21 protein-coding genes are annotated in these 22,911 nt (G+C 36.1%); 14 read left to right on the top strand and 7 right to left on the bottom strand.

The window, feature by feature from the left end; translation table 11 throughout:
* The first annotated feature begins 32 nt into the window (after positions 1-32).
* The 3 genes from ligA to thmT are packed head-to-tail and all read left to right on the top strand — an operon-like array spanning position 33 to position 2,846.
* Positions 33-2,069 (top strand): NAD-dependent DNA ligase LigA, encoded by a 2,037-nt coding sequence (ligA, locus tag BQ5209_RS05035; RefSeq protein WP_085247530.1) that lies wholly within the window; start codon positions 33-35, stop codon positions 2,067-2,069.
* Positions 2,070-2,129: 60 nt separating this feature from the next.
* Complete coding sequence (gene luxS, locus BQ5209_RS05040; RefSeq protein ID WP_085247458.1) at positions 2,130-2,648, top strand: S-ribosylhomocysteine lyase; 519 nt, start codon at positions 2,130-2,132, stop codon at positions 2,646-2,648.
* A gap of 9 nt (positions 2,649-2,657) precedes the next feature.
* Entirely contained in the window at positions 2,658-2,846 is a 189-nt protein-coding gene (gene thmT, locus BQ5209_RS05045; RefSeq protein ID WP_085247459.1) for a 2-hydroxymuconate tautomerase, read from the top strand.
* Between the two features lie 179 nt (positions 2,847-3,025).
* Here the strand turns inward: thmT and ribA are convergent, their stop codons facing one another.
* Positions 3,026-3,637 carry a GTP cyclohydrolase II gene (gene ribA / locus BQ5209_RS05050; RefSeq protein WP_085247460.1) on the bottom strand — a complete coding sequence of 204 codons (612 nt, stop codon included), beginning with the start codon at positions 3,635-3,637 and terminating at the stop codon, positions 3,026-3,028.
* Positions 3,638-3,738: 101 nt separating this feature from the next.
* Here ribA and BQ5209_RS05055 point away from each other — a divergent pair, with 101 nt between their 5' ends.
* The 6 genes from BQ5209_RS05055 to BQ5209_RS05080 all read left to right on the top strand — a co-directional run bounded on the left by BQ5209_RS05055 (position 3,739) and on the right by BQ5209_RS05080 (position 9,443).
* Positions 3,739-4,458, top strand: a complete 720-nt coding sequence (locus tag BQ5209_RS05055; protein WP_085247461.1) for a phosphatase PAP2 family protein — start codon at positions 3,739-3,741, stop codon at positions 4,456-4,458.
* Positions 4,459-4,615: 157 nt separating this feature from the next.
* Positions 4,616-4,921: a LapA family protein gene (locus tag BQ5209_RS05060; protein WP_208609955.1), complete on the top strand. Its 306-nt coding sequence runs from the start codon at positions 4,616-4,618 to the stop codon at positions 4,919-4,921.
* Between the two features lie 12 nt (positions 4,922-4,933).
* Positions 4,934-6,112, top strand: coding sequence for a lipopolysaccharide assembly protein LapB (gene lapB, locus BQ5209_RS05065; RefSeq protein WP_085247463.1), 1,179 nt, complete (start codon positions 4,934-4,936; stop codon positions 6,110-6,112).
* A gap of 14 nt (positions 6,113-6,126) precedes the next feature.
* Positions 6,127-6,912 carry a YchF/TatD family DNA exonuclease gene (locus BQ5209_RS05070; RefSeq protein WP_085247464.1) on the top strand — a complete coding sequence of 262 codons (786 nt, stop codon included), beginning with the start codon at positions 6,127-6,129 and terminating at the stop codon, positions 6,910-6,912.
* Positions 6,902-8,014, top strand: coding sequence for a ribosomal protein uL16 3-hydroxylase (locus BQ5209_RS05075; RefSeq protein ID WP_085247465.1), 1,113 nt, complete (start codon positions 6,902-6,904; stop codon positions 8,012-8,014). Before BQ5209_RS05070 ends, BQ5209_RS05075 begins: the two co-directional genes overlap by 11 nt.
* Before the next feature lie 187 nt (positions 8,015-8,201).
* Positions 8,202-9,443, top strand: a complete 1,242-nt coding sequence (locus BQ5209_RS05080; protein ID WP_085247466.1) for an MFS transporter — start codon at positions 8,202-8,204, stop codon at positions 9,441-9,443.
* A 77-nt stretch (positions 9,444-9,520) separates the two neighbouring features.
* On the opposite strand, the gene BQ5209_RS05085 is transcribed toward BQ5209_RS05080, so the two are convergent.
* The 4 genes from BQ5209_RS05085 to BQ5209_RS05100 form a co-directional block, all read right to left on the bottom strand.
* The gene (locus tag BQ5209_RS05085) at positions 9,521-9,961 is read right to left on the bottom strand and encodes a hypothetical protein (protein WP_085247467.1); all 441 of its coding nucleotides are present in this window, start codon (positions 9,959-9,961) and stop codon (positions 9,521-9,523) included.
* Between the two features lie 200 nt (positions 9,962-10,161).
* The gene (locus BQ5209_RS05090) at positions 10,162-10,689 is read right to left on the bottom strand and encodes a hypothetical protein (RefSeq protein ID WP_085247468.1); all 528 of its coding nucleotides are present in this window, start codon (positions 10,687-10,689) and stop codon (positions 10,162-10,164) included.
* A 227-nt stretch (positions 10,690-10,916) separates the two neighbouring features.
* A complete protein-coding gene (locus BQ5209_RS05095; RefSeq protein WP_085247469.1) occupies positions 10,917-11,576 on the bottom strand; it encodes a hypothetical protein in 660 nt (219 codons plus the stop codon).
* Between the two features lie 135 nt (positions 11,577-11,711).
* On the bottom strand, positions 11,712-12,599 hold the full coding sequence (locus tag BQ5209_RS05100) for an SDR family oxidoreductase (protein WP_085247470.1): 888 nt from the start codon (positions 12,597-12,599) through the stop codon (positions 11,712-11,714).
* A 1,252-nt stretch (positions 12,600-13,851) separates the two neighbouring features.
* On the opposite strand from BQ5209_RS05100, the gene ilvG reads away from it, so the two are divergent.
* The 5 genes from ilvG (at position 13,852) to ilvA (ending at position 20,340) form a co-directional block, all read left to right on the top strand.
* Complete coding sequence (gene ilvG, locus BQ5209_RS05105) at positions 13,852-15,528, top strand: acetolactate synthase 2 catalytic subunit (protein ID WP_085247471.1); 1,677 nt, start codon at positions 13,852-13,854, stop codon at positions 15,526-15,528.
* Positions 15,529-15,531: 3 nt separating this feature from the next.
* A complete protein-coding gene (gene ilvM, locus BQ5209_RS05110) occupies positions 15,532-15,762 on the top strand; it encodes an acetolactate synthase 2 small subunit (RefSeq protein WP_085247472.1) in 231 nt (76 codons plus the stop codon).
* 134 nt (positions 15,763-15,896) lie between these two features.
* Complete coding sequence (locus BQ5209_RS05115) at positions 15,897-16,826, top strand: branched-chain amino acid transaminase (protein ID WP_085247473.1); 930 nt, start codon at positions 15,897-15,899, stop codon at positions 16,824-16,826.
* Between the two features lie 120 nt (positions 16,827-16,946).
* Positions 16,947-18,797: a dihydroxy-acid dehydratase gene (gene ilvD, locus BQ5209_RS05120; RefSeq protein WP_085247531.1), complete on the top strand. Its 1,851-nt coding sequence runs from the start codon at positions 16,947-16,949 to the stop codon at positions 18,795-18,797.
* 1 nt (position 18,798) lies between these two features.
* The gene (gene ilvA / locus BQ5209_RS05125) at positions 18,799-20,340 is read left to right on the top strand and encodes a threonine ammonia-lyase, biosynthetic (RefSeq protein ID WP_244168445.1); all 1,542 of its coding nucleotides are present in this window, start codon (positions 18,799-18,801) and stop codon (positions 20,338-20,340) included.
* 206 nt (positions 20,341-20,546) lie between these two features.
* Here ilvA and BQ5209_RS05130 read toward each other — a convergent pair whose 3' ends face one another.
* On the bottom strand, positions 20,547-21,446 hold the full coding sequence (locus BQ5209_RS05130; protein ID WP_085247475.1) for an endonuclease/exonuclease/phosphatase family protein: 900 nt from the start codon (positions 21,444-21,446) through the stop codon (positions 20,547-20,549).
* A 529-nt stretch (positions 21,447-21,975) separates the two neighbouring features.
* Positions 21,976-22,896 (bottom strand): L-lactate dehydrogenase, encoded by a 921-nt coding sequence (locus BQ5209_RS05135; RefSeq protein ID WP_085247476.1) that lies wholly within the window; start codon positions 22,894-22,896, stop codon positions 21,976-21,978.
* Positions 22,897-22,911 lie beyond the last annotated feature (15 nt).

Here is a 22,911-nt window from a genome sequence, read left to right on the forward strand (position 1 = left end):
ACACCGAAAATTCAGCAAATTTATCTGAATCGATTAAAGATATAACAGAACAATTGACCTCACTACGAAACCTAATTAGGCACCATGAGTACTGTTATTATGTACTTGATACACCAGAAATTCCCGATGTTGAATATGATAAACTAATAAAACAGCTACAAACATTAGAACAACAACATCCTGACCTTATTACACCTGACTCACCAACCCAACGAGTTGGTGGTTCACCATTAGCACAATTTGCATCTATCAAACATGAAATGCCCATGCTATCACTCGATAATGTGTTTGATGATGCTAGTTTTATTGCATTTAATAAAAGAGTTAAAGATCGACTTCATTTAAGCGATAATGAACATATTGAATATTGTTGTGAGCTCAAACTTGATGGACTTGCCGTTAGCCTACTTTATGAAAATGGCCACTTTATACAAGCGGCGACGCGAGGTGATGGCACAACTGGGGAAGACATAACAGCAAATGTAAGAACCATCAAAACAATCCCGCTAGTGTTAAGGGGCAACAACATTCCTGCCCGATTAGAAGTCCGTGGTGAAGTATTTATGACACATAAAGGTTTCGAAAAACTCAACACTGATGCTGAAAAGCGAAACGAGAAAGTATTTGCCAATCCGCGTAATGCTGCTGCTGGATCATTACGACAGTTGGATCCTAAAATCACAGCCAAAAGACCTTTAACATTCTTTTGTTATGGAGTAGGAATTGTCGAAGGCACTACGTTACCTAATACTCATTATGACCGTTTAATGCAATTTAAAGCTTGGGGATTACCGGTTAGTGATAAAGTTCAAAAACGTCAAGGTGCACAGGCTGCTTTAGATTATTTTAAACAAATTGGCGAGCAACGCATGTCATTAGACTTTGATATTGATGGTGTGGTTATCAAAGTTAATAGCATTGAACTACAAAAAGAACTTGGCTTTGTTGCTCGTGCACCAAGATGGGCAACTGCATTTAAATTCCCTGCTCAAGAAGAAGTCACACAATTAAACAAGGTAGACTTTCAAGTTGGACGAACAGGTGCAATTACACCAGTTGCAAGACTTGAACCTGTTTCAGTCGCTGGTGTTATTGTTAGCAATGCGACATTACATAATAGTGATGAAATCACACGATTAGGCATTCGGGAAGGTGACTATGTAACAGTACGCCGAGCAGGTGATGTTATTCCTAAAATTGTCGCTGTTATATTGGATAGAAGACCTGCGGACACAAAAGAAATCATATTCCCAACTCACTGTCCTATTTGTGGATCACAAATCGTGCGAGACGAAGGCCAAGCGGTGTCGCGCTGTGCCGGTGGTCTAATTTGCCCAGCACAACGTAAAGAAGCTTTAAAACATTTTGTATCAAGGCGTGCTATGAATATCGACGGTATGGGGGATAAGATCATTGAGCAATTGGTGGATAAAGATTATGTTAAAACCCCAGTAGATCTTTATAAACTTAATTTACCAACGCTATGTAGTTTGGAAAAAATTGGCGAAAAATCTGCCAATAATTTATTAAATGCACTAGAGGCATCTAAAAATACCACATTAAGCCGTTTTATATTTGCGCTTGGAATTCCAAATGTGGGTGAAGTTACTGCCGAAAATTTAGTGAATCAACTGGGGGGATTATCAGCAATTGAAAACGCCTCACTAGAACAATTACAAATGGTAAATGATATTGGCGTCGTTATTGCCGAAAGTATTATAGACTTTTTTCAAGAGCCGCATAATCGCAATGTAATAGAACAGCTAACCAGCGATGAAATTGGCATTCACTGGCAAGAGGTTAATCCACAAGTACAAGCAACTGCTATTGACTCACCTTTTTCAGGTAAAACTGTCGTATTAACCGGCACCTTATCAGCTTTAACGCGAGATGAAGCTAAAAATAGATTAAAACAGTTAGGTGCAAAAGTAACGGGCAGTGTATCAAAAAATACCGATTTTGTTATTGCCGGAGAGGCCGCCGGTTCTAAACTTGATAAAGCCCAACAACTGGGAATAAAAGTTATTAACGAACAAGAAATGATAAATTTACTTGCTCAACAAATGTAAAGCCATTGGTACTTATTAGCAGATTGATTAAAATAACAAGTAAAAAACAAGGAGGACATTATGCCTTTATTAGATAGTTTTAAAGTTGATCATACCAAAATGAAAGCACCTTTTGTGCGAATTGCCAAAACAATGGCAACCCCAAAAGGTGATGATATTACGGTGTTTGATCTACGCTTTACCATTCCCAACAAAAACAATCTGCCAGAAAAAGGGATTCATACTTTAGAGCATTTATTTGCAGGATTTATGCGCGATCATCTCAACAGTGATAAAGTTGAAATTATCGATATTTCACCAATGGGATGCCGCACAGGTTTTTATATGAGCTTAATAGGTAAACCCGACGAAGGATTAGTTGTTGATGCATGGCTCAAATCAATGCATGATGTCTTAAATGTTAAATCGCAAAATCAGATTCCAGAGTTAAATGAATATCAATGCGGTACGTATAAAATGCATTCATTAGATGAGGCCAAAGCCATCGCTGAACAAATTATAAAATCCGGTATAGGCGTATGCCATAATAACGAAATCGCGTTGTCTGATGAACAGCTTGCCCAAATTAGTAATCACTAGGAGATATTTATGCCAAATGTTGTTATCGACTTTTTAGAAGGTCGTACTATAGAACAAAAAAGGGAAATGGCAAAACGTGTGACTGATGCAATTGCCGAAACCCTTAACTGCAAACCAGAAGCTGTCCAAATCATCATGCACGAAATATCTAAAGAGCAGATTGCTAATGGTGGCGTGTTACGCAGTGATAAAGATTAATTTTAACATTGTCTAATAATGGGCAAAAATAACGGCATAAATAAGTTAAAAGCCCTTTTTGTCTATCAAGCCCATAAAAAAATCTCAAAATAGAAAATATATTTTGAGATTTTTTATTCCAAAATTTTCAATAGATTAGCTAAAATTAATCACAGATAGATTATTATTCAATCAGATAATTAATGTTTACAATTGCAATGATGCAGATGAAGTAAATGCCCCATTTTATTCGCTTTTGTTTCTAAATAGTATTCATTATTTGGATTTTCGCCGACTTCCAATGGCTCTCTTTGTGCAATTTTAATGCCAGACTGTTCAAGCACTCTTATTTTTTCTGGATTATTGGTTAATAAGCGAATTTGCGACACCCCTAATAAATTCAGTATGTCTGCACATAAAGTAAAATCGCGCTCATCCGCTGCAAAACCCAATTGCTCATTAGCTTCAACCGTATCTAAACCTTGATCTTGCAATGCATAAGCTCTAATTTTATTCAGTAAACCTATATTACGCCCTTCTTGACGATGATAAATTAAAATCCCTTTACCTTCTTTTGCTATTTGTTTTAAGGCCGCTTCTAACTGAAAGCCACAATCACAGCGTAAACTAAAAAGTGCATCACCGGTTAAGCATTCGGAATGAATCCTTGTCAGAACTGGTGTATCGCTAGATATATCGCCAAATACCAATGCTACATGATCCTTTTTTGTTGCAATTTCTTCAAATCCTACAATAGTGAAACATCCCCATGGCGTTGGTAGTTTCGCTTGTGCAACACGTTTTAATTGCATTATTGTCTCCGTTTTAAATAAAACATAGCTAAGATTTTATAAAAATAAATCTATCTTCTATGCTAAAATATTAAGCATTTTGTACTTAATTGAGTTTATAAATGGGGTTAGTAATAAAAAAAACAATAGCCATATTGGCTATTTTCTTAACTGTGCCTTTAGTTATTATAGCCATAAATTGGCATTGGCAACCAGCATCATTAAATGATACATCTAAATATTTATTCTTAGTAACTGAAACAGCAAGTTTTCCTTGGGCAATAATTACATCAACAATTTTATTATTAGTATTTTGTCTATTATCATCCTGTAAAACCCCCAAAAAAATTATATTATTATGGCTGCTTCTTATTAGCACAATATTAAGTGGTCAGATAATTAAAAGTTTTTTAAAATCGCAGACAGCTGAATCAAGACCTTATGTACTTTGGATGGCAAAAGAATTTAATTTTAGTAACCAACAATTTTATTCGGGATCGGAATCAGAAAGAAAAGAACTTATTGAGCAGCTATTTAAAAATTCACCCACAATTCCAAGTTGGTTATCTAACCACTGGCAAAATGAAACTGGATTTGCTTTTCCTTCTGGACATACTTTATTTGCTGTAACATGGGCATTTTTAGCTTTAACATTACTTAAATTTAAACAACATTATGTGATAGTATCAATTACCATTATTTGGTCGATATTAATTGAAATTAGCCGGCTATTATTAGGCATGCACAGCCCGATTGATCTAATAACAAGTATATTAATCGCTTGGATAATTTCATTAATCGGCTATTTTTATGCTAAAAAATGGCATATAGTAGACAAATAATTTTTAAATACTAATTTTGAAAAACTGCTATTTACAACAGGTACAATTGATTTTGGAACATCATGGATAACTGTTTAACTAAGTAAAGTCATTAGGTGGCAATAGTCTAGTATAATAAAAAACGTTTATCTAAAAATAAAAAAGAAAGGTCAACATTATGAAATCTGTTATATCAATTTTATTGATAATTATCATCTTTGCTATCTCAATAGCAATAGGTTCAGCTAATGATCAAATAGTAACTTTTAATTATTTGGTTGCTAAAACTGAAATCCGCTTATCGGTGTTATTAGCTATTTTATTTGGATCTGGTTTTATTGTCGGTTGGATATTAACAGGCATCTTCTTTTTAAAAGCTAAATTTCAACACTCATCAACAAAACGTAAACTGAGCAAATTACAAAAAAAGTATGATGAAGGCATGGCTAATTATCAACAAAAAAACTTAACTAAAACCAATTAAGAATGGATTACTATGTTTGAACTGTTATTTCTGTTACTTCCTATCGCCGCCGGATACGGTTGGTATATGGGAGATAGAAATGCAAAACAAAAATATCTAAATCAATCTAATCGGCTATCTCGTGAATATGTAGATGGTTTAAATTTTCTATTGTCTAACCAAAAAGATAAAGCTGTCGATCTTTTCTTAGACATGCTAAAAGAGGACGATGGCACACTTGAAGCACATTTAACATTAGGTAACCTATTTCGCTCTCGGGGCGAACTTGATAGAGCGATACACATCCACCAAGCACTGTTAGAAAGCTCATCTTTAACATTTGAACAACGATTATTAGCTATTCAGCAACTGGGGCGAGATTATATGGCTGCAGGTCTTTACGATCGTGCCGAAGAGATGTTTTTGCAACTCATTGATGAAGAAGACTTTCAACAACAAGCATTACAGCAACTTATCATCATATATCAATCAACCAGTGAATGGATAAATGCCATCAATATGGCAACTAAACTGGTCAAACTTGGTAATGAAAAATATAAGACCGATATCGCACAATTTTATTGTGAATTAGCGTCACAGGCTATTGCTAATGATGATCTTGATAAGGCAAATAGTCTATTACACAAATCAGCAATGGCAGATACTAAATGTGCTCGCACTTCGCTCATGTTGGGGCGAGTTCTTATGGTGCAAGATAAAACAACGCAAGCTATCCAATCTTTTCAAAAAATATTGCAACAAGACAAAGCCTTTGTTGGCGAGGCACTACCTTTATTAAAAGAGTGCTATTTAAAACTAAATAATCAACATGAATTTCAGCAATTTTTACAATTATGTGTCGATCAAGATACCGGTAATGTTGCCGAGTTGATGCTTGCTGATCTTATTGAAAAACAAAAAGGCTTAGACGCTGCACAATATTACATGTATCGTGAATTACTTAAACATCCTAACTTAAAAGGATTTTATCGATTAATGAACTATCATGTTGCTGATGCAGAACAAGGTAAAGCTAAAGAAAGCCTGTTACTTTTAAGAAATATGGTTGGCGAACAGATAAAAACTGTGCCCAATTATCGATGCCAAAAATGTGGATTCACGGTTAACTCAATCTACTGGTTATGCCCTGCTTGCCGTTCGTGGTCTACAATAAAACCTGTTCGTGATTTTGAACAACCTTCAGATAAATAAAAAAGAGATTTTTTATGTTTTTAATTGACTCTCACTGCCATTTAGATAGTTTAGACTTTAGTACTAAATCTATCAAAGATGTTTTACAAGAAGCTACCAACAACGAGGTTAAACATTGCCTAAGCGTGGCAACAACACTGTCTGGCTATGAATCTATGAAATATAGGCTCACACCCTATCAAAATCAATGCTCTTTTTCGTGTGGAATCCATCCACTCAACCTTGATGACGAAACATACGATGCCGAGCGATTTCAAAGATTAGCGCAAGAAGATAACGTCGTAGCACTAGGCGAAACAGGTCTTGATTATTACTACCAAAAAGACAACCTAGAATTACAACAAACTATATTTAAAGAACATATTCGATTAGGTCGAAAACTAAGTAAACCTGTTATTGTCCATACACGTAATGCCAAAGAAGATACCTTAAAAATCTTAAAAGATGAGCATGTTCATTCTGGTGTTTTACACTGTTTCACCGAAGATATTGAAACAGCAAAACAACTATTAGATATCGGTTTTTATATCTCATTTTCAGGGATTATCACCTTTAAAAATGCCGAAGCTCTACGCGAAGTTGCCAAATATGTGCCACTTGATCGTATCTTGGTCGAAACAGACTCACCTTATCTTGCCCCCGTTCCATACCGCGGTAAAGAAAACCAACCCGCATATGTTCGTGAAGTTGCGCAATATTTATCTGCTTTAAAAGGTGTCTCTTTAGAAGAGATAGCACACAAAACCACATCTAACTTTTGTCAATTATTCAATCTTAAAGGAAAATTAAATGAATTATAAATTAGCCATTGATTGGGATGATTTTTTAACAAACTATTGGCAAAAAAAACCGGTAATCCTACGCAAAGCATTTGCGGATTTTATTGATCCCATTACACCAGACGAACTTGCTGGTTTAGCGATGGAAGAAGAAATCGATAGTCGGATTGTCTCGAATAAAGATGGTGTTTGGGATGCTACATTTGGACCATTTACTGCATATGATAACTTAGGTGAAGATCATTGGAGTTTACTAGTGCAAGCTGTTGATCACTGGCACGAGCAAGCAGCCACCCTACTTGAGCCTTTTAAATGCATGCCACAATGGCAATTTGATGATTTGATGATTTCATACGCAACACACGGCGCTGGCGTGGGACCTCATATTGATAATTATGATGTATTTATTATTCAAGGAATGGGAAGAAGGCGTTGGCAAGTTGGCGATCGCAACCCAAATTATAAACAATTTAATGCACACAAAGCATTATTACATGTTGAACAATATCAACCCATCATTGACGAAGAAATCACCGCTGGCGACATCTTATACATTCCACTAGGTTGTCCGCATAATGGCACATCCATTGCTGAATCACTCAGTTATTCTGTGGGCTTTATGACGCGAACATCCCAAGAGCTATTAAGTAGCTTTGCTGATTATGTCATAGATAATCTGCCAAATGGTATTTATTATCAAGATCCAGATTTAAAACTACCTAAAGATCCATACCAAGTTCAGCCTTATGAACTAACAAAACTACAAGATCAAATCATCGATTTAATCAAAACACATGAGTTATTTAACGATTGGTTCGGTAAATACATTACACTACCAATGCATGATTTAAATATTGTGCCAGTTGAACCGCCATACAATTATAACGAATTTGAATCACTGCTAAAAAATGGAGCAGAACTACACCGAGTACCAAGTATTCGAATCGTTAAGGTGGGCGATTTTGGCTACATCCATGGCGAAAAAATTGACTTACCAATACCTCTCATTAATCTTCTTTGTGAAACAGAAACACTCTATTACGAACAGTTACAAGATAAAAACACGCTACAAGTCATGCATGATTTTGTGAACAAAGGCTATTGGTACTTTGCTGAAGAGTAACATATCGTCTCTGCCGATAATAAAATCGGCAGATAAAAGGACTATTTAGTGCTTTAAGCTTGGCTTTTTTTAACTTTTAAGGATATACTTGCCCCCGCTTTAATTTACCCGCCGTTTAATCATAAATTAAACATCATAAAATGGAAATTTTAAGTAACTGTCTATTTTTTACTAACTAGAGGTATACATGAAAACTGAAGCAAATGCAGCCCTGCAAGCAGAAAGTGAAAGCAAACAAACAACTCCATATCAAAAAAGAACCCTTTTTGCATCCACGGTTGGTTACGCACTCGATGGTATGGATATGATGATTTTAGGTGTTTGTTTTAGTCTAATTTCAGTCAGCTTCAACTTAACAAAAACAGATTTAGGCACTTTAACATCAGTAACTTTACTTGGCGCCGTATTAGGTGGCATTTTATTTGGTGTACTTGCCGATAAATATGGTCGAGTAAGGGTCTTTTCATGGACTATTTTGATATTCTCTCTTTTTACTGGATTATGTGCAATTTCACCTAATTACGAGTGCTTTTTAATATTTCGCTTTTTAAGTGGACTTGGTCTGGGTGGTGAATTTGGGATTGGCATGACTTTAGTTTCTGAAAGCTGGCCTAAAAATAAACGCTCAAGAGCAACATCTATTGTTGCATTAGGCTTTCAAGTCGGTATCATTTTAGCCGCATTAACCGTCAATTTTATTGGTGAAATTCATGGTTGGCGCTGGGCTTTTGCGATGGGCGTGCTACCTGCGCTATTTGTCGCTTGGACACGTAAAGGTCTAACAGAACCAGAAATCTGGCAAAATCTAAAAGACCAAAACAAAAACAAAATAGCTGTTGGCAAATTATTTAAAAACCCACGAACCATAGCAACCACAATAGGATTAACCATCGCTTGTGCAGTACAAAACTTCGGTTTTTATGGACTCATGGTTTGGATGCCAAATATGATTGCAACTGAGCTCAAATTGCCATTTAAAAATACTATGTTTTGGACTATTTCAACCACTATAGGTATGTCATTAGGAATTCTAATTTTTGGTTGGTTATGTGATAAGTTTGGTCGTCGCCCTTCTTATATCTTCTTTTTATTCATCTCGGCTGTTTCAATTTGGTTCTATTTTCATCAAACCGATATGTTTATATTAATTATCTTTGGCTCAGTAATTGGCTTTTTTGTCAATGGCATGATGGGTGGATATGGCGCGCTACTTGCTGAACATTACCCAACAGATGCCCGTTCAAGTGCTGAAAATATTATTTTCAATGTCGGTCGAGGCATTGCTGGTGTATCACAAGTACTAATAGCTTATTTAGCCACCGTTTACTCAATTAGCTACGCATTAGCTTTACTGTCTGCCGCTTATTTATTATCGGCTGCTGCATTTGTCTTTTTAATACCAGAAACAAAAGGCAAAGAACTCGAATAAAGTTATACACAGGGCAATTGCCCTGTTTTTTTATGTGCTATTGATTAATTACATCAAAAAATTAAATCAAACTATCTTTAGTGAGTAGTACAAGAAGCTGGCGTCAATTGAACACTAAACAATTTTTCATCATGAATATAATAATTATGACTAACGCCATTTGGGAATGCATCCCTAAGCTGTTTAACTTGTGGGCTATTACTACAATAAAGTGTTTTTAGACTTTCTGTCGTCATTTTTTGAGTATCAGGAATTGATACCTCATCTTTTGAACTATTAATCACATATTTATAATTAATTAAATCATTATCTTTAGTGATATCAATCAAATTAGTTTTTGCATCAATTTTTACTGGAAGCATTTTTTTGGCTTCGTTAATAATAGTTTCTTGCAAACGACTAAGTTCGGTGTTTTTTGACGAATCACTATTTGCTTGATTAGTATCAGATTTTGAATTATCACAACTACAAAGAACCAAGCTTATCAAAATTGCTGACACTGTTTTTAAACTTTTCATTATTATTCCTTTAAGTGCATTTTATAAATTACATGTTTACCACTTATTTAAAAGGCGGGCGATAAAATCGTAAAATATCAGCGAGAAAAGTACATAAAAAATTACAATCTAACACAAAAAATAAGTAATAAATAAAAAGAAGCTTTAATAAGCCTCATTTAGTACCGATGATTTCTACTATTTTTTAAATTGAGTAATAGTTATTTAGAATCACAATCACTTGGTTTCAAATCAAACGACATAATTTTTTCATTTGCAAGATAATAATTATAACTTACTCCATTTGGGAATAAGAGTTTCAACGCCTTAACATTTGGGTCATTACCACAATATAAAGTAACTATCTTGTTTAATACAGATTGCTGATTTTGCTTTAGCAATATCACTTCTTTAGGCAGACCTTTCATAATATATTTATAGATAAGTTTATTATTATTTCTTGATATATCATCGAACATCGTAAATTTATCAACCACAATGGGTAACTTTTCTTTTATGCCTGCAACAACCGAATCTTGAGCAAAACTATAATCACTATCTTTTTGATTATTAAATTGCTTGATTTTTTCGGGTGTTGATTGAGTCATAATTTTTATTCCTCTTTCAACAATATCCATATTTTCTTGAATATCGGTTTGCTCAGTATCTATAACTTTTGCTTCTGAATTATCAAAACCAAATAATATTATTGCCATAAACATTACAACTGTTGCTTTCATGCCTTTCATTTTTATTCTTATCCAAGCTAATTCGTGACTACCCGCAACCTTATAAAATACTAATAAATCTGTAAAAGATAGACTCGAAAAATACAAAACACTAATAATAAATTTTAATTACCCGTTAAGTAGTAAATAAATAATATAAAAGAAGAATGGTCAAAATAAAAGGGCTTCAAGTAGCCCTTTTATTACAAGTAAATTCTAACTATTTGTTCAAATTAACCAAGATCTATCTAGTCATCATCACAATCAGTCGATTTTACATCCACTGAAAAAACTTTATCATCATTGATATAGTAATTATAATTAGCTCCTCTTGGAAATACTAATCTTAGTGTTTTCATACTAGAATCATCACTACAGTAAGACTCGATCAGTTTGTTTCGTACTTCTTTTTGATTACTTTCAGCCTGTAACGCATCTTTTGTGGTATTATTCACTACATATTTATAATTGATCGCTTTGTTATCTGTCGATACATCAACTAAAGTCGTGTTCTGATCAATTGTCGCTGGTAATTTTGCTTTAATCGCCTTAATCATCAAATTTTCAGCAACACTATAATTACCTTCTTTTACCTTATTAAGCATATCTTCTTTTTCTGATTTTGTTTGCTCATACAAATCTTTCGCTTTATCACTAATGGCTGCAGTTGTTTGTTTAGCTTTATCGCTAATCTCTGCACCTATTTCCTTAGCTTTGTCACTAACATCGGCGCTCATTTGCTGAACTTTGTCACTCAAATCTGACCCCATTTGCTGAGCATTATCACTCATCTGTGAGCCTGTTTGTTCGGATTTTTGTTTAATATCATCGACATTTGATTTTGAATTATCACAATTGACTAAAAAAAGCCCTAACACTGCTAAAGTAGTCACTTTAAAAAGTTTCATTTTATTGTCCTTTCTGTTTTCTATTTTAGATTGTGACTATGATGAATCAATTCATCATAGTCCGTGCTTTAAAAAATAAATAAGTTATAACACTAACAGGGCTTACATCAGCCCATTTGCAGTAACAAATATCAATTAGTTAATATGCATACCGCCAGTAACACCATACGTTTCGCCCGTTGTATAGCTTGATTCTTCTGATGCTAAATGAACATAAACACCAGCAAGTTCAACTGGTTGTCCTGCACGTTGTAGTGGTGTTTGTTGACCGAATTCAGGAATAACTTCACTAGGTTGACCACCACAGATTTGTAATGGAGTCCAAACAGGACCTGGAGCGACACTATTTACACGAATGCCCTTTGGCGCTAATTGCTTAGCTAACCCACGAGTAAACGCGATAATAGCTGTTTTAGTTGCAGCATAATCTAATAAATTACCACTAGGTTGATAAGCCTGAACAGAGGAAGTTGTAATAATTGTTGAACCTGGTTTTAAATAACCCAAAGCGGCTTTAGTGATCCAAAAAAGCGAAAACACATTAATTTCAAAGGTTTTCTTAATTTGCTCGGTGGTAAGCTCCATAATATCTTCAACTGCAGTTTGCTTACCTGCAACCAGTGTCAGATTATCCAAACCACCTAGCTTATGATGCGCTTCATCAACTAATTTTTTACAAAAGCTCTCGTCACTTAAATCACCGGGAATTAATATTGCTTTGCGACCAGCAGCTTGAATAACTTTAGCGACTTCTTCCGCATCTTTTTGTTCAACTGGAAGGTAATTTATTGCTACATCAGCACCCTCTTTAGCATAAGCTATTGCAGCTGCTCGACCGATACCTGAATCGCCACCAGTCACAAGCACTTTACGTCCTTCTAAACGATTATGACCTTGATAGCTTTTTTCACCACAATCAGGAATTGGATCCATCTCACACTGTAAAGCTGGTGCAACTTGTTTTTGTTTTGGAAATTTATCGTGATGATATTTGGTAAGTGGATTATAGACTTGCTTGCTCATATTTTTCTCCTAAGTTAAACATGTATTTGAAAACAAATTCAATATAACTTAAATGAAATCAATTAATAATCACAAAATCCTATTGCTAAGCATATTTTAATCTTTAAAATAACCAATTAATTCAATAAATTATATTTACTGATGACAACAATTTGAATATTTATTTCTTAAAACTAAATAATACTGATCCATCTTATTCCCAAAAGTTTTAAACAAACAACTAAGGCAAATATAATAATTAATAAAGGTAACTTTCCATAATTGGCTTGAAAAGGTAAGTGAAATTAGTAAAGCCAAAACCCTTAACGTTGCATAATCTTTAACCTAATTAAGTGTATCAAATTAATATATACTAAGCTAGTGAGAACAAATTAAAAAAAAGAATTAATTTACTTAAAATTGTATTGATTTTTATAAAATTATTATGTTTTATTTATTATAAATATCGTAGCGATAGTTAACGCCTTTATAAAATTATCTTTAAGTTCGTTCATTTCGTCATTATTATCACAATATGCATTAATTTTAGTAAACAATATCAATTATCTTATTATAATCTTTAGATATATTCTTTAACCTAGAAAGTTCTCAATATCAATGAGTAACTCTTTTTTATAGGTTGAATAACTGGGTTTTGAAAATAACTAAAATTGCTATTTTTCAAATCAGCAGTAGATGCATCTTGCAAAGCTTTATTTATTTGCAACATCTCAGCTTATTGCGACTAGACTTAGAATAACAAAACACAATTAGTTACAATATTTTCAGGCAGATATCTCTTATTAGTATTTTAGATGTTCATTAATATTATTCATGCTTAGAATCTATATATTAACATTATAAAAAACAGCACAATAAATCATTGCCCCCTGCTTTTTTATACTAAAACACCAGTTTTCCTGAAACTTTTTTACAGATTATTTATTCTACATAACAAAAACTACAAAAAACTATTGCACTTTTTTTTAAAACGAGTATTTTGTTAGAAACAATTTTAAAAATGATAAAAAAGTTAACCATATAATAGCATTATGAAATTTTCACTCAAAATCGTCCTCATCAACATTATTGTCAGCGTGGTCATTATTCCAACGCGGGGGCGTTTTTTGAATTAAAAATGTGTTCATACATAAAATCAAAAACCCCCGCTCTCCAAAAAGCGGGGGTTTTTTTATGAATATTTTTTATAAAAGGCTTATAAACAATGTTTTATAAACAGTAAATGAATAAAATAAGAACAAGTGAGGAATAAATGTTAGGAACACAGTGGATAGTAAAAACCTTAAAAGAAAAAGGCGTTACCACCGTTTTTGGATATCCCGGTGGACAAATTATGCCTCTATATGATGCACTGTATGATGGTGGAATTGAGCATGTACTTTGTCGCCACGAGCAAGGTGCTGCAATGGCCGCAATCGGCTATGCTCGTGCAACAGGAAAAACTGGCGTTTGTATTGCCACATCAGGACCAGGTGCAACAAATATCATCACAGGGCTTGCCGATGCTTTAATTGATTCAGTGCCGATTGTTGCTATAACCGGTCAAGTACCAACCAAACTTATTGGTACTGACGCCTTTCAAGAAGTGGATGTATTAGGATTATCACTAGCCTGTACTAAACATAGTTATTTAATCGACGACGCCAAAGACTTACCAAACACTTTAGAACAAGCATTTAACTTAGCCAATTCAGGCAGACCGGGACCAATATTGATTGATGTACCCAAAGATATACAGCTTGCAAATCTTGACTATCAACAATATTTTACTCCATCCTCATTAAAAACCGCACAAGATAACAATCAACTATACCCACTCTTGCCTGATGATATAAAACAAGCCAAAGAAATGATCGCCCAAGCGCAAAAACCGATACTTTACATTGGTGGTGGTGTTGGACTTTCTGGTGCCATATCCGAACTAAGAGACTTTATGGCCTTAACACACATTCCAAGTGTATCAACATTAAAAGGGCTTGGTGTTGCCGATTTGAATAATCCTTATTATTTAGGATTAATAGGTATGCACGGCGCCAAAGCCGCCAATTTAGCCGTACAAGAGTGTGATTTATTAATTGCCTTAGGTGTTAGATTTGATGATAGAGTGACCGGCAATCTTAATGAATTTGCGCGACATGCTAAAGTGCTTCATATAGATATTGATCAAGCTGAAATCAACAAATTACGCCAAACCCATTTAGGATTACAAAGTGATATAAGGCAAGTTTTACCACAACTAAATCAAACGGTTTCGATTCAAGAGTGGCATAAAAAAGTTAATCAATTAAAAGCAGAGCACCCAACTCGTTACGATCATCCTGGCGAAGCTATCTACGCACCGGCTTTATTAAAAACTATCTCAGAAAAAAAATCAGCAACGACAATTATTACTACCGATGTTGGACAACACCAAATGTGGACAGCCCAGCATATGCGCTTTACTCACCCGCAGAACTTCATTACATCAAGTGGACTTGGCACAATGGGATTTGGTTTACCGGCTGCAGTTGGCGCACAAATGGCAAGACGGGATGATTGTGTGATTTGTGTATCCGGTGATGGATCTTTTATGATGAATGTCCAAGAACTCACTACCATTAAACGTAAAAAACTACCCATAAAAATCGTATTAATTGATAACCAACGTCTAGGCATGGTCCGCCAATGGCAAGAATTATTTTTTAATGAAAGATACAGTGAAACAAATCTATCAGACAACCCCGACTTTTTAATGTTAGCTAACGCGTTTGACATACCGGGAGAAAGCATTAGCAAAAAATCACAAATTGATACAGCGCTTGATAATCTATTTAACTCAACAGGCGCTTATTTGTTACATGTCTGCATAGATGAATTAGAAAACGTATGGCCACTGGTACCTCCTGGGGCAGCAAACGAAAACATGCTAGATAAAAGTTGCAAGGAGTAAGTGATGAACGAACAAGCGCAATATCAATTGACCATAAGGGCTTATGACAAATTGGGATCACTTGAACGTATATTACGAGTTATCCGGCATCGAGGTGGACATATTAAATCATTGCAAATGCAAACAATTGAAAATAATGCACTGACTATGACATTAATATTAACCACCGAAAGACCACTATCAACATTAAAAAATCAAGTAGCAAAATTAGAAGATGTCATAGCGGTTGAATAATAATTTTTACAAACAACTTATTGTTAAATAATAAGTTAAATAAACAAGTATAGTATGATGCTTAGCCGTTAAAGCGAAAATAAATAAGGCAAAGTACTTACTTAGCAAATTGAAAAAATAAAGAGGAAAACAACATGAGTTCTACAGCAAAATCGGATTATATTTGGTTTAATGGCGAAATGGTTCCATGGGCAGATGCCAAAGTACACGTCATGTCACATGCCCTACATTATGGCACATCGGTATTTGAAGGTGTCCGTTGTTATGACACACACAAAGGACCGGCTATTTTTCGTCACAAAGAGCATGCACAACGATTATTAAACTCTGCCAAGATTTATCGTTTTCCTGTACCTTATTCGCTTGAAGAAATCATGGAAGCGACTCGCCAAACCATCAAAAAAAATAATTTAAACAGTGCTTATATCCGTCCATTAGTTTTTGTTGGTGATGTTGGCATGGGGGTTAATCCACCTGCTGGTTATCAAACCGATGTCATGATTGCCGCATTCCCATGGGGTGCCTATTTAGGCGACGAAGCCTTAGATCAAGGTATTGATGCAATGGTCTCTTCTTGGAATCGCGTGGCATCTAACACTATTCCTGCTGCGGCTAAAGCCGGCGGTAACTATTTATCGTCATTATTAATTGGATCTGAGGCTCGTGCTAACGGCTTCCAAGAAGGCATTGCGTTAGATGTGCATGGTCACCTATCTGAAGGTGCTGGCGAAAACCTATTTATCATTAAAGACGGTATTTTATACACACCGGTTCTTTCATCTTCTGCGCTACCGGGCATTACACGTGATGCTGTATTAACGCTAGCGCGTGATATGAGTATTGAAGTACGTGAACAAACACTATCACGTGAATCACTTTATTTAGCTGATGAAGTGTTTATGACTGGTACCGCCGCCGAAATTACCCCAGTGCGTAGTGTTGATCGCATCCAAGTTGGCATTGGTCGCTGTGGTCCTATCACTAAACAAATTCAACAAGCATTCTTTGGCTTATTTAATGGTAAAACCGAAGATAAATACGGTTGGTTAGATCTGATCAAATAAAAAGAAAAATTAAACTCCGCCAACTCACTTGGCGGATAACATTTTAACTTAATGATTGATTTTAAAGAACTACAGACCGTTAAAGACGGTTACTTGCATAAAAAAAATTGGGAGCAAGAAATGCCTAAATATCGTTCAGCAACGTCAGTCGAAGGCCGAAACATGGCTGGCGCCCGCGCATTATGGCGTGCAACTGGCGTAAAAAATGAAGACTTTGGTAAACCCATCATTGCGGTGGTTAACTCATTTACGCAATTCGTACCGGGACATGTCCATTTAAAAGACATTGGTCAACTAGTTGCCAAACAAATTGAAGCATCGGGTGGTATTGCCAAAGAGTTTAACACTATCGCGGTTGATGACGGCATCGCCATGGGGCATGGTGGTATGCTGTACTCATTACCATCGCGTGAACTTATTGCTGATTCTGTTGAATATATGGTTAACGCGCATTGTGCCGATGCTATGATCTGCATCTCAAACTGCGACAAAATCACCCCCGGCATGTTAATGGCCTCACTTCGTTTAAATATTCCAACTGTGTTTGTATCTGGCGGACCAATGGAAGCGGGCAAAACCAAACTTTCCGATCAAATTATTAAATTAGATCTGGTTGATGCCATGATCCAAAGTGCTAACCCAAATGTCAGTGACGAAGATAGCAAAGCGATTGAAGAATCCGCTTGCCCTACTTGTGGATCTTGCTCTGGCATGTTTACCGCCAATTCCATGAACTGCTTAACCGAGGCATTAGGGCTTTCACTACCGGGCAATGGCTCATTAGTTGCTACCCATAAACAACGTGAACAGCTCTTTTTAAATGCCGCTAAGCGCATTGTTGAGATCACAAAACGCTATTATGAACATGATGATGCTTCGTATCTACCACGCTCAATTGCCACTAAAGCCGCTTACGAAAATGCCATGTCACTTGACATTGCTATGGGTGGTTCAACCAATACGGTACTGCATTTACTTGCCACCGCGCAAGAAGGCGAAATCGACTTCACCATGTCTGATATCGACAGACTATCACGTAAAGTGCCACATTTATGTAAAGTGGCACCGAGTACTCAGTTATATCATATGGAGGATGTACACCGTGCAGGTGGGGTTGTCTCAATCATGTCTGAATTAGACAAAGCTGGCCTACTCAACCGTAACGTTCACAACGTACTAGGCTTATCGTTGCAAGAAACTTTTGCCCAATACGACATTACCCAAACCAGCGACGAAGCGGTCAAAAAAATGTATCGCAGTGGGCCAGCAGGCATTCGCACTACCAAAGCTTTCTCGCAAGATTGCTATTGGGAGACACTTGACGATGACCGTGTAAATGGTTGTATTCGCGATAAAGCTCACGCCTATAGTCAAGACGGCGGGCTTGCAACACTCTATGGCAACGTAGCCCTTGATGGCGCAATTGTTAAAACCGCAGGCGTTGCTGCTGAAAATTTAATTTTCCAAGGACCTGCCAAAGTATTTGAAAGCCAAGAAGATGCTGTTGATGCCATCTTAGGAGGCAAAGTGGTAGCTGGCGATGTAGTTGTCATTATTTACGAAGGTCCAAAAGGCGGCCCCGGTATGCAAGAAATGCTCTACCCAACAAGCTACCTAAAATCAATGGGGCTTGGCAAAGCCTGCGCTCTGATCACCGATGGCAGATTTTCGGGTGGATCTTCGGGCTTATCAATTGGTCATATCTCACCCGAAGCCGCAAATGGCGGTATTATTGGTCTTGTGCGCAATGGAGATATTATTGATATTGATATTCCAAATCGCAAATTAGTATTAAAAGTCCCTGATGACGAACTTGAACGCCGCCGCGTAGCCGAACTTGCCCGTGGCGACAAAGCCTTTACTCCTCATAATCGCGATCGCTATGTCTCTTATGCACTAAAAGCTTACGCCAGTTTAGCAACAAGTGCGGATAAAGGTGCCGTTCGTGATAAAAGCAAACTAGGTGGTTAACGTGAAACAACAAAATAACAAGCTCACTGGTGCTGATTACTTAAAAGCAACACTCTGTAGCGCCGTATACGACGTGGCCGAAGTCACCCCGCTTGAAAAGATGGAAAAAATCTCAACACGATTAAAAAACCAAATTTTTGTAAAGCGCGAAGATCGGCAATTAGTCCACAGTTTCAAAATCCGTGGTGCCCAAGCCATGATAGCCAGTCTAAATGAAGACGAACGTAAATGTGGCGTTATTGCCGCATCGGCTGGCAACCATGCACAAGGCGTGGCTTTTTCGGCTACAAAATTAGGCATCAGTTCTTTAATCGTCATGCCACTAACAACTGCCGATATCAAAGTTGAAGCAGTCAAAAGCTTTGGTGGCGAAGTACTCCTTTATGGCGCCAATTTTGACGAAGCCAAAGCGAAAGCCATGGAACTGGCAAAAGAGCAAAAACGCATCTTTATTCCACCGTTTGATCACCCACTGGTAATTGCTGGGCAAGGTAGTATTGCCATGGAATTATTACAACAAAATGCCAAACTTGATCGTATTTTTGTACCCGTCGGTGGGGGTGGCCTTGCTGCCGGGGTGGCGGTATTAATCAAACAAATCATGCCATCAATCAAAGTCATTGCCGTTGAACCTGCTGATGCAGCTTGCTTAAAAGCGGCACTCGACGCAGGCAAACCGGTTGATTTAAGCCGCGTTGGGCTATTTGCTGAAGGGGTTGCCGTTAAACGAATTGGCGAGGAAACTTTCAGGCTTTGTCAGCAATATATTGATGATATTATTACCGTTGATAGTGACGAAATTTGCGCCGCAGTGAAAGACCTGTTTGACGACGTCCGCGCAATCGCCGAACCATCTGGCGCTGTGGCATTAGCAGGGCTAAAAAAATACGTAGAACAGCACAACATCAGTGGCGAAAACCTTGCTCACATATTATCGGGAGCGAACTTAAATTTCCACAACTTACGCTATGTATCAGAACGTTGCGAACTTGGCGAAAAACGCGAAGCACTCTTAGCTGTCACAATTCCAGAAAAGAAAGGCAGCTTCTTAAAATTCTGCCAACTTCTTGGCGGGCGCTCAGTGACTGAATTTAATTACCGCTATCATGACGAAAAGTCTGCTTACATCTTTGTCGGCATCAAAATAGCACAAAGCAACGAAAAAGATGACATCATGCAAGAGCTTACCGCTGCAGGCTACAAAGTTGTCGATCTAACCGAAGACGAAATGGCAAAACTACATGTACGCTATATGATTGGTGGCAAGCCTTGCAAACCAATACAAGAGCAAGTATACAGTTTTGAATTCCCAGAATCGCAAGGGGCTTTGCTTAAATTTTTACAAACATTAGGCACCAATTGGAATATTTCAATGTTCCATTATCGTAGCCATGGCACCGATTATGGACGAGTACTTGCCGCGTTTGAAATTAGTGAAAATAGCAATAGTGAATTTGATGAACATTTGACCGAGCTGGGTTATGGTTTTCATAACGAAACGAAGAACCCATCACTCAAACTTTTTTTAATCAACCAAACTTAAAACTTAACAAGGCTATCTATAAGTTTATAGTAGATAGCCTGTACTATTGAGCAACTATGCATTTAAATAACAGTCTTAAATGTGATCTGCTCACTGTTTAATAAAGAGTTTTTAACAACAAAAAGTGTACCATCTCATATAATATTACTGAGTAATAAACAGTTATGTGGTTATAACATAACTTCCTTTTGAGGTTAATTTGGCAATTAATTATTTTTTATAATCATTTGCACAGGGTAGTGATCTGAGTATTTATCGGTAAAATCATCTTTTAATACTTTGACGTCCATTACATCGTTTTTAAGTATTGGTGAAACATAAATATAATCATAGCGTAATGGTGTTGATGCTTGATCATAAAATACCTTGGTCGGTGCAGTAGCAACAAAATTTTTATTTTTTAATTTTAAAGCATCAATAAAACCAGCATCAAGAAGGTTTTGTTGCACCGTGTAACTTAGCTGACCATCAACAAGGTTTTCTAAAATTGGGCGTTTTTTTTGTTTTTCTTTTATATCTTCAAGCAAATTACTTTTGTCATATTCAGTTTTATCGGCTGGTGAGAATGAATTTAAATCCCCTGCGATAATCCATCTTCCTTCAGGATCATGGCTATATTTTATTGAGTCAATAATTAGATTTATTTCATCTATTCTTTTTGCTGTCCAAAATGGATTCATATGTGTAACAACAAAGTGATATTTTCCAATATCTGCATATAATGCACCATGCCACATATTATCAACCACTTTAGTAACATTAATGATTGGATACTTCGAGGTAATCGCAACTGGGAAAAATGCCGCATCATCAGGTGATTCTTTTAATAAAACTGCATACTTATGCCCAAAACTGGCTGCAAATTTTTCTAGTTTTTCACGTGTAAAAAAATTCATTTCTTGCCAAGCAATAATATCCACATCTTGTGCCTTTACCCATTGAATAAACTTTTGTTTTCCTGCTGATTCATCTAACTTCATACCATTGTAAACATTATAGCTAATTATCTTTAATTCTTTTATATCGTCAAGCGAAGCAAACGCAGTTGAAGCACTTAAAAGGATACTACTAATTATCGCTGCAAATTTTAATTTACTTTTATTCATAAGATATTCCTTCCTTTTATATATGTTTACGATAGATATTATATTGATTCAGCGCGTAGCAAAAATTTTTTTATAATTTATGTGATAGAAGTCAACAATCTTCTGTACCTATTGATCTATCTAATTATTGATAAAAGTAATATAACTCAATTTATTTGGATAAAAGAAATAATACAAACCTTCGTAAAGCTATTAGCAAAAAATACGATAACTTTAATAACATTGGAGAGAATAACGGATATAAGTAGCACAGTAAGATCTTCTAAACCACCTATACGGCGTTAAACTATTCGTGCCCAATTACCTAAAATTGCCAATTTTGCTAAACCATCTATACGGCGTTGAATAAGAAATTGATATACTATAAAACTGTTTATTAATCAGAAAAATAAGATTTAAAGAGTCATTTGTATAGTGTTTTTAATTTGCTGTTTTTATATATAAAATCAAACATATAAATTATGATGCAAACTAAAAAAGCGCATAATTTTTAGCGCTTTTTCTTAAAATCGATAATGTCTATTGATGATTATTTAATTTGATCAATATACCCTTTTACAATATTAATGCTTTTTTCAAAGAGTTGCTTTTCGTTGTCGGTAAAGTCTAGTTTGATCACTTTTTTTATTCCATGCTGATCTAAAATTGCAGGTACCCCAATAGCAACATCTTTATAACCGTATTCGCCATTTAAAATACAACTAAGCGCTAATGCACGGTGGCTATTGGTGAATATATGTTGGCAGATTTCGGTAATAGTGCTAGCAATACCATATTCGGTGCAGTGTTTTCGATTCGCGATTTCAAAACCCATTTTTCGAGCTTGACTGCCAATTTCATCAAAATCAATTTTGTTTTTTTCTAAGTCATTTAGATTAATACCATAAACCGATGAATGAGACCAAACTGGAAACTGTGAATCACCATGTTCGCCCACGATAAAAGCATCAATGCTTTGTGGACCAATATCCATTTTTTCGCCCAATAATCGACGTAATCGCACCGTATCAAGCCATACTCCTGTGCCAATCACTCGGTGACGAGGTAAGCCAGATAGTCTCCATACTTGATATGTAATAGCATCACAAGGATTGGTTGCAATTAAAAATATGCCTTTAAAACCATTGTTCATCATATTGGGTACAATGCTGGCTATGATTTTAGAGGTTCCAGTAAGCTCTTCTGCTCGACTTTTTTGAGCAATGCCTGAGGTAACAGTGATAATGGCAATATCAATGTCAGCGCAATCACTCGATTCGCGTAAACTAACCTTTATCATATTTTGCCGATAAGCTGCCGCATCTAATAAATCTTGCGCATGCCCATATGCCAATTCTTTATTCAGATCAACCAGTACAATTTCTTCACAAATACCTCGGTTAACCAATGTATAAGCCGTTGTTGATCCAACATTACCCACACCGATAATCATCACTTTTCGTAATTTCATACTTATCCCCCCTAT

Origin of the sequence: Gilliamella mensalis (genome assembly GCF_900103085.1) — a bacterium.
Taxonomy (GTDB): Bacteria; Pseudomonadota; Gammaproteobacteria; order Enterobacterales; family Orbaceae; genus Gilliamella; species Gilliamella mensalis.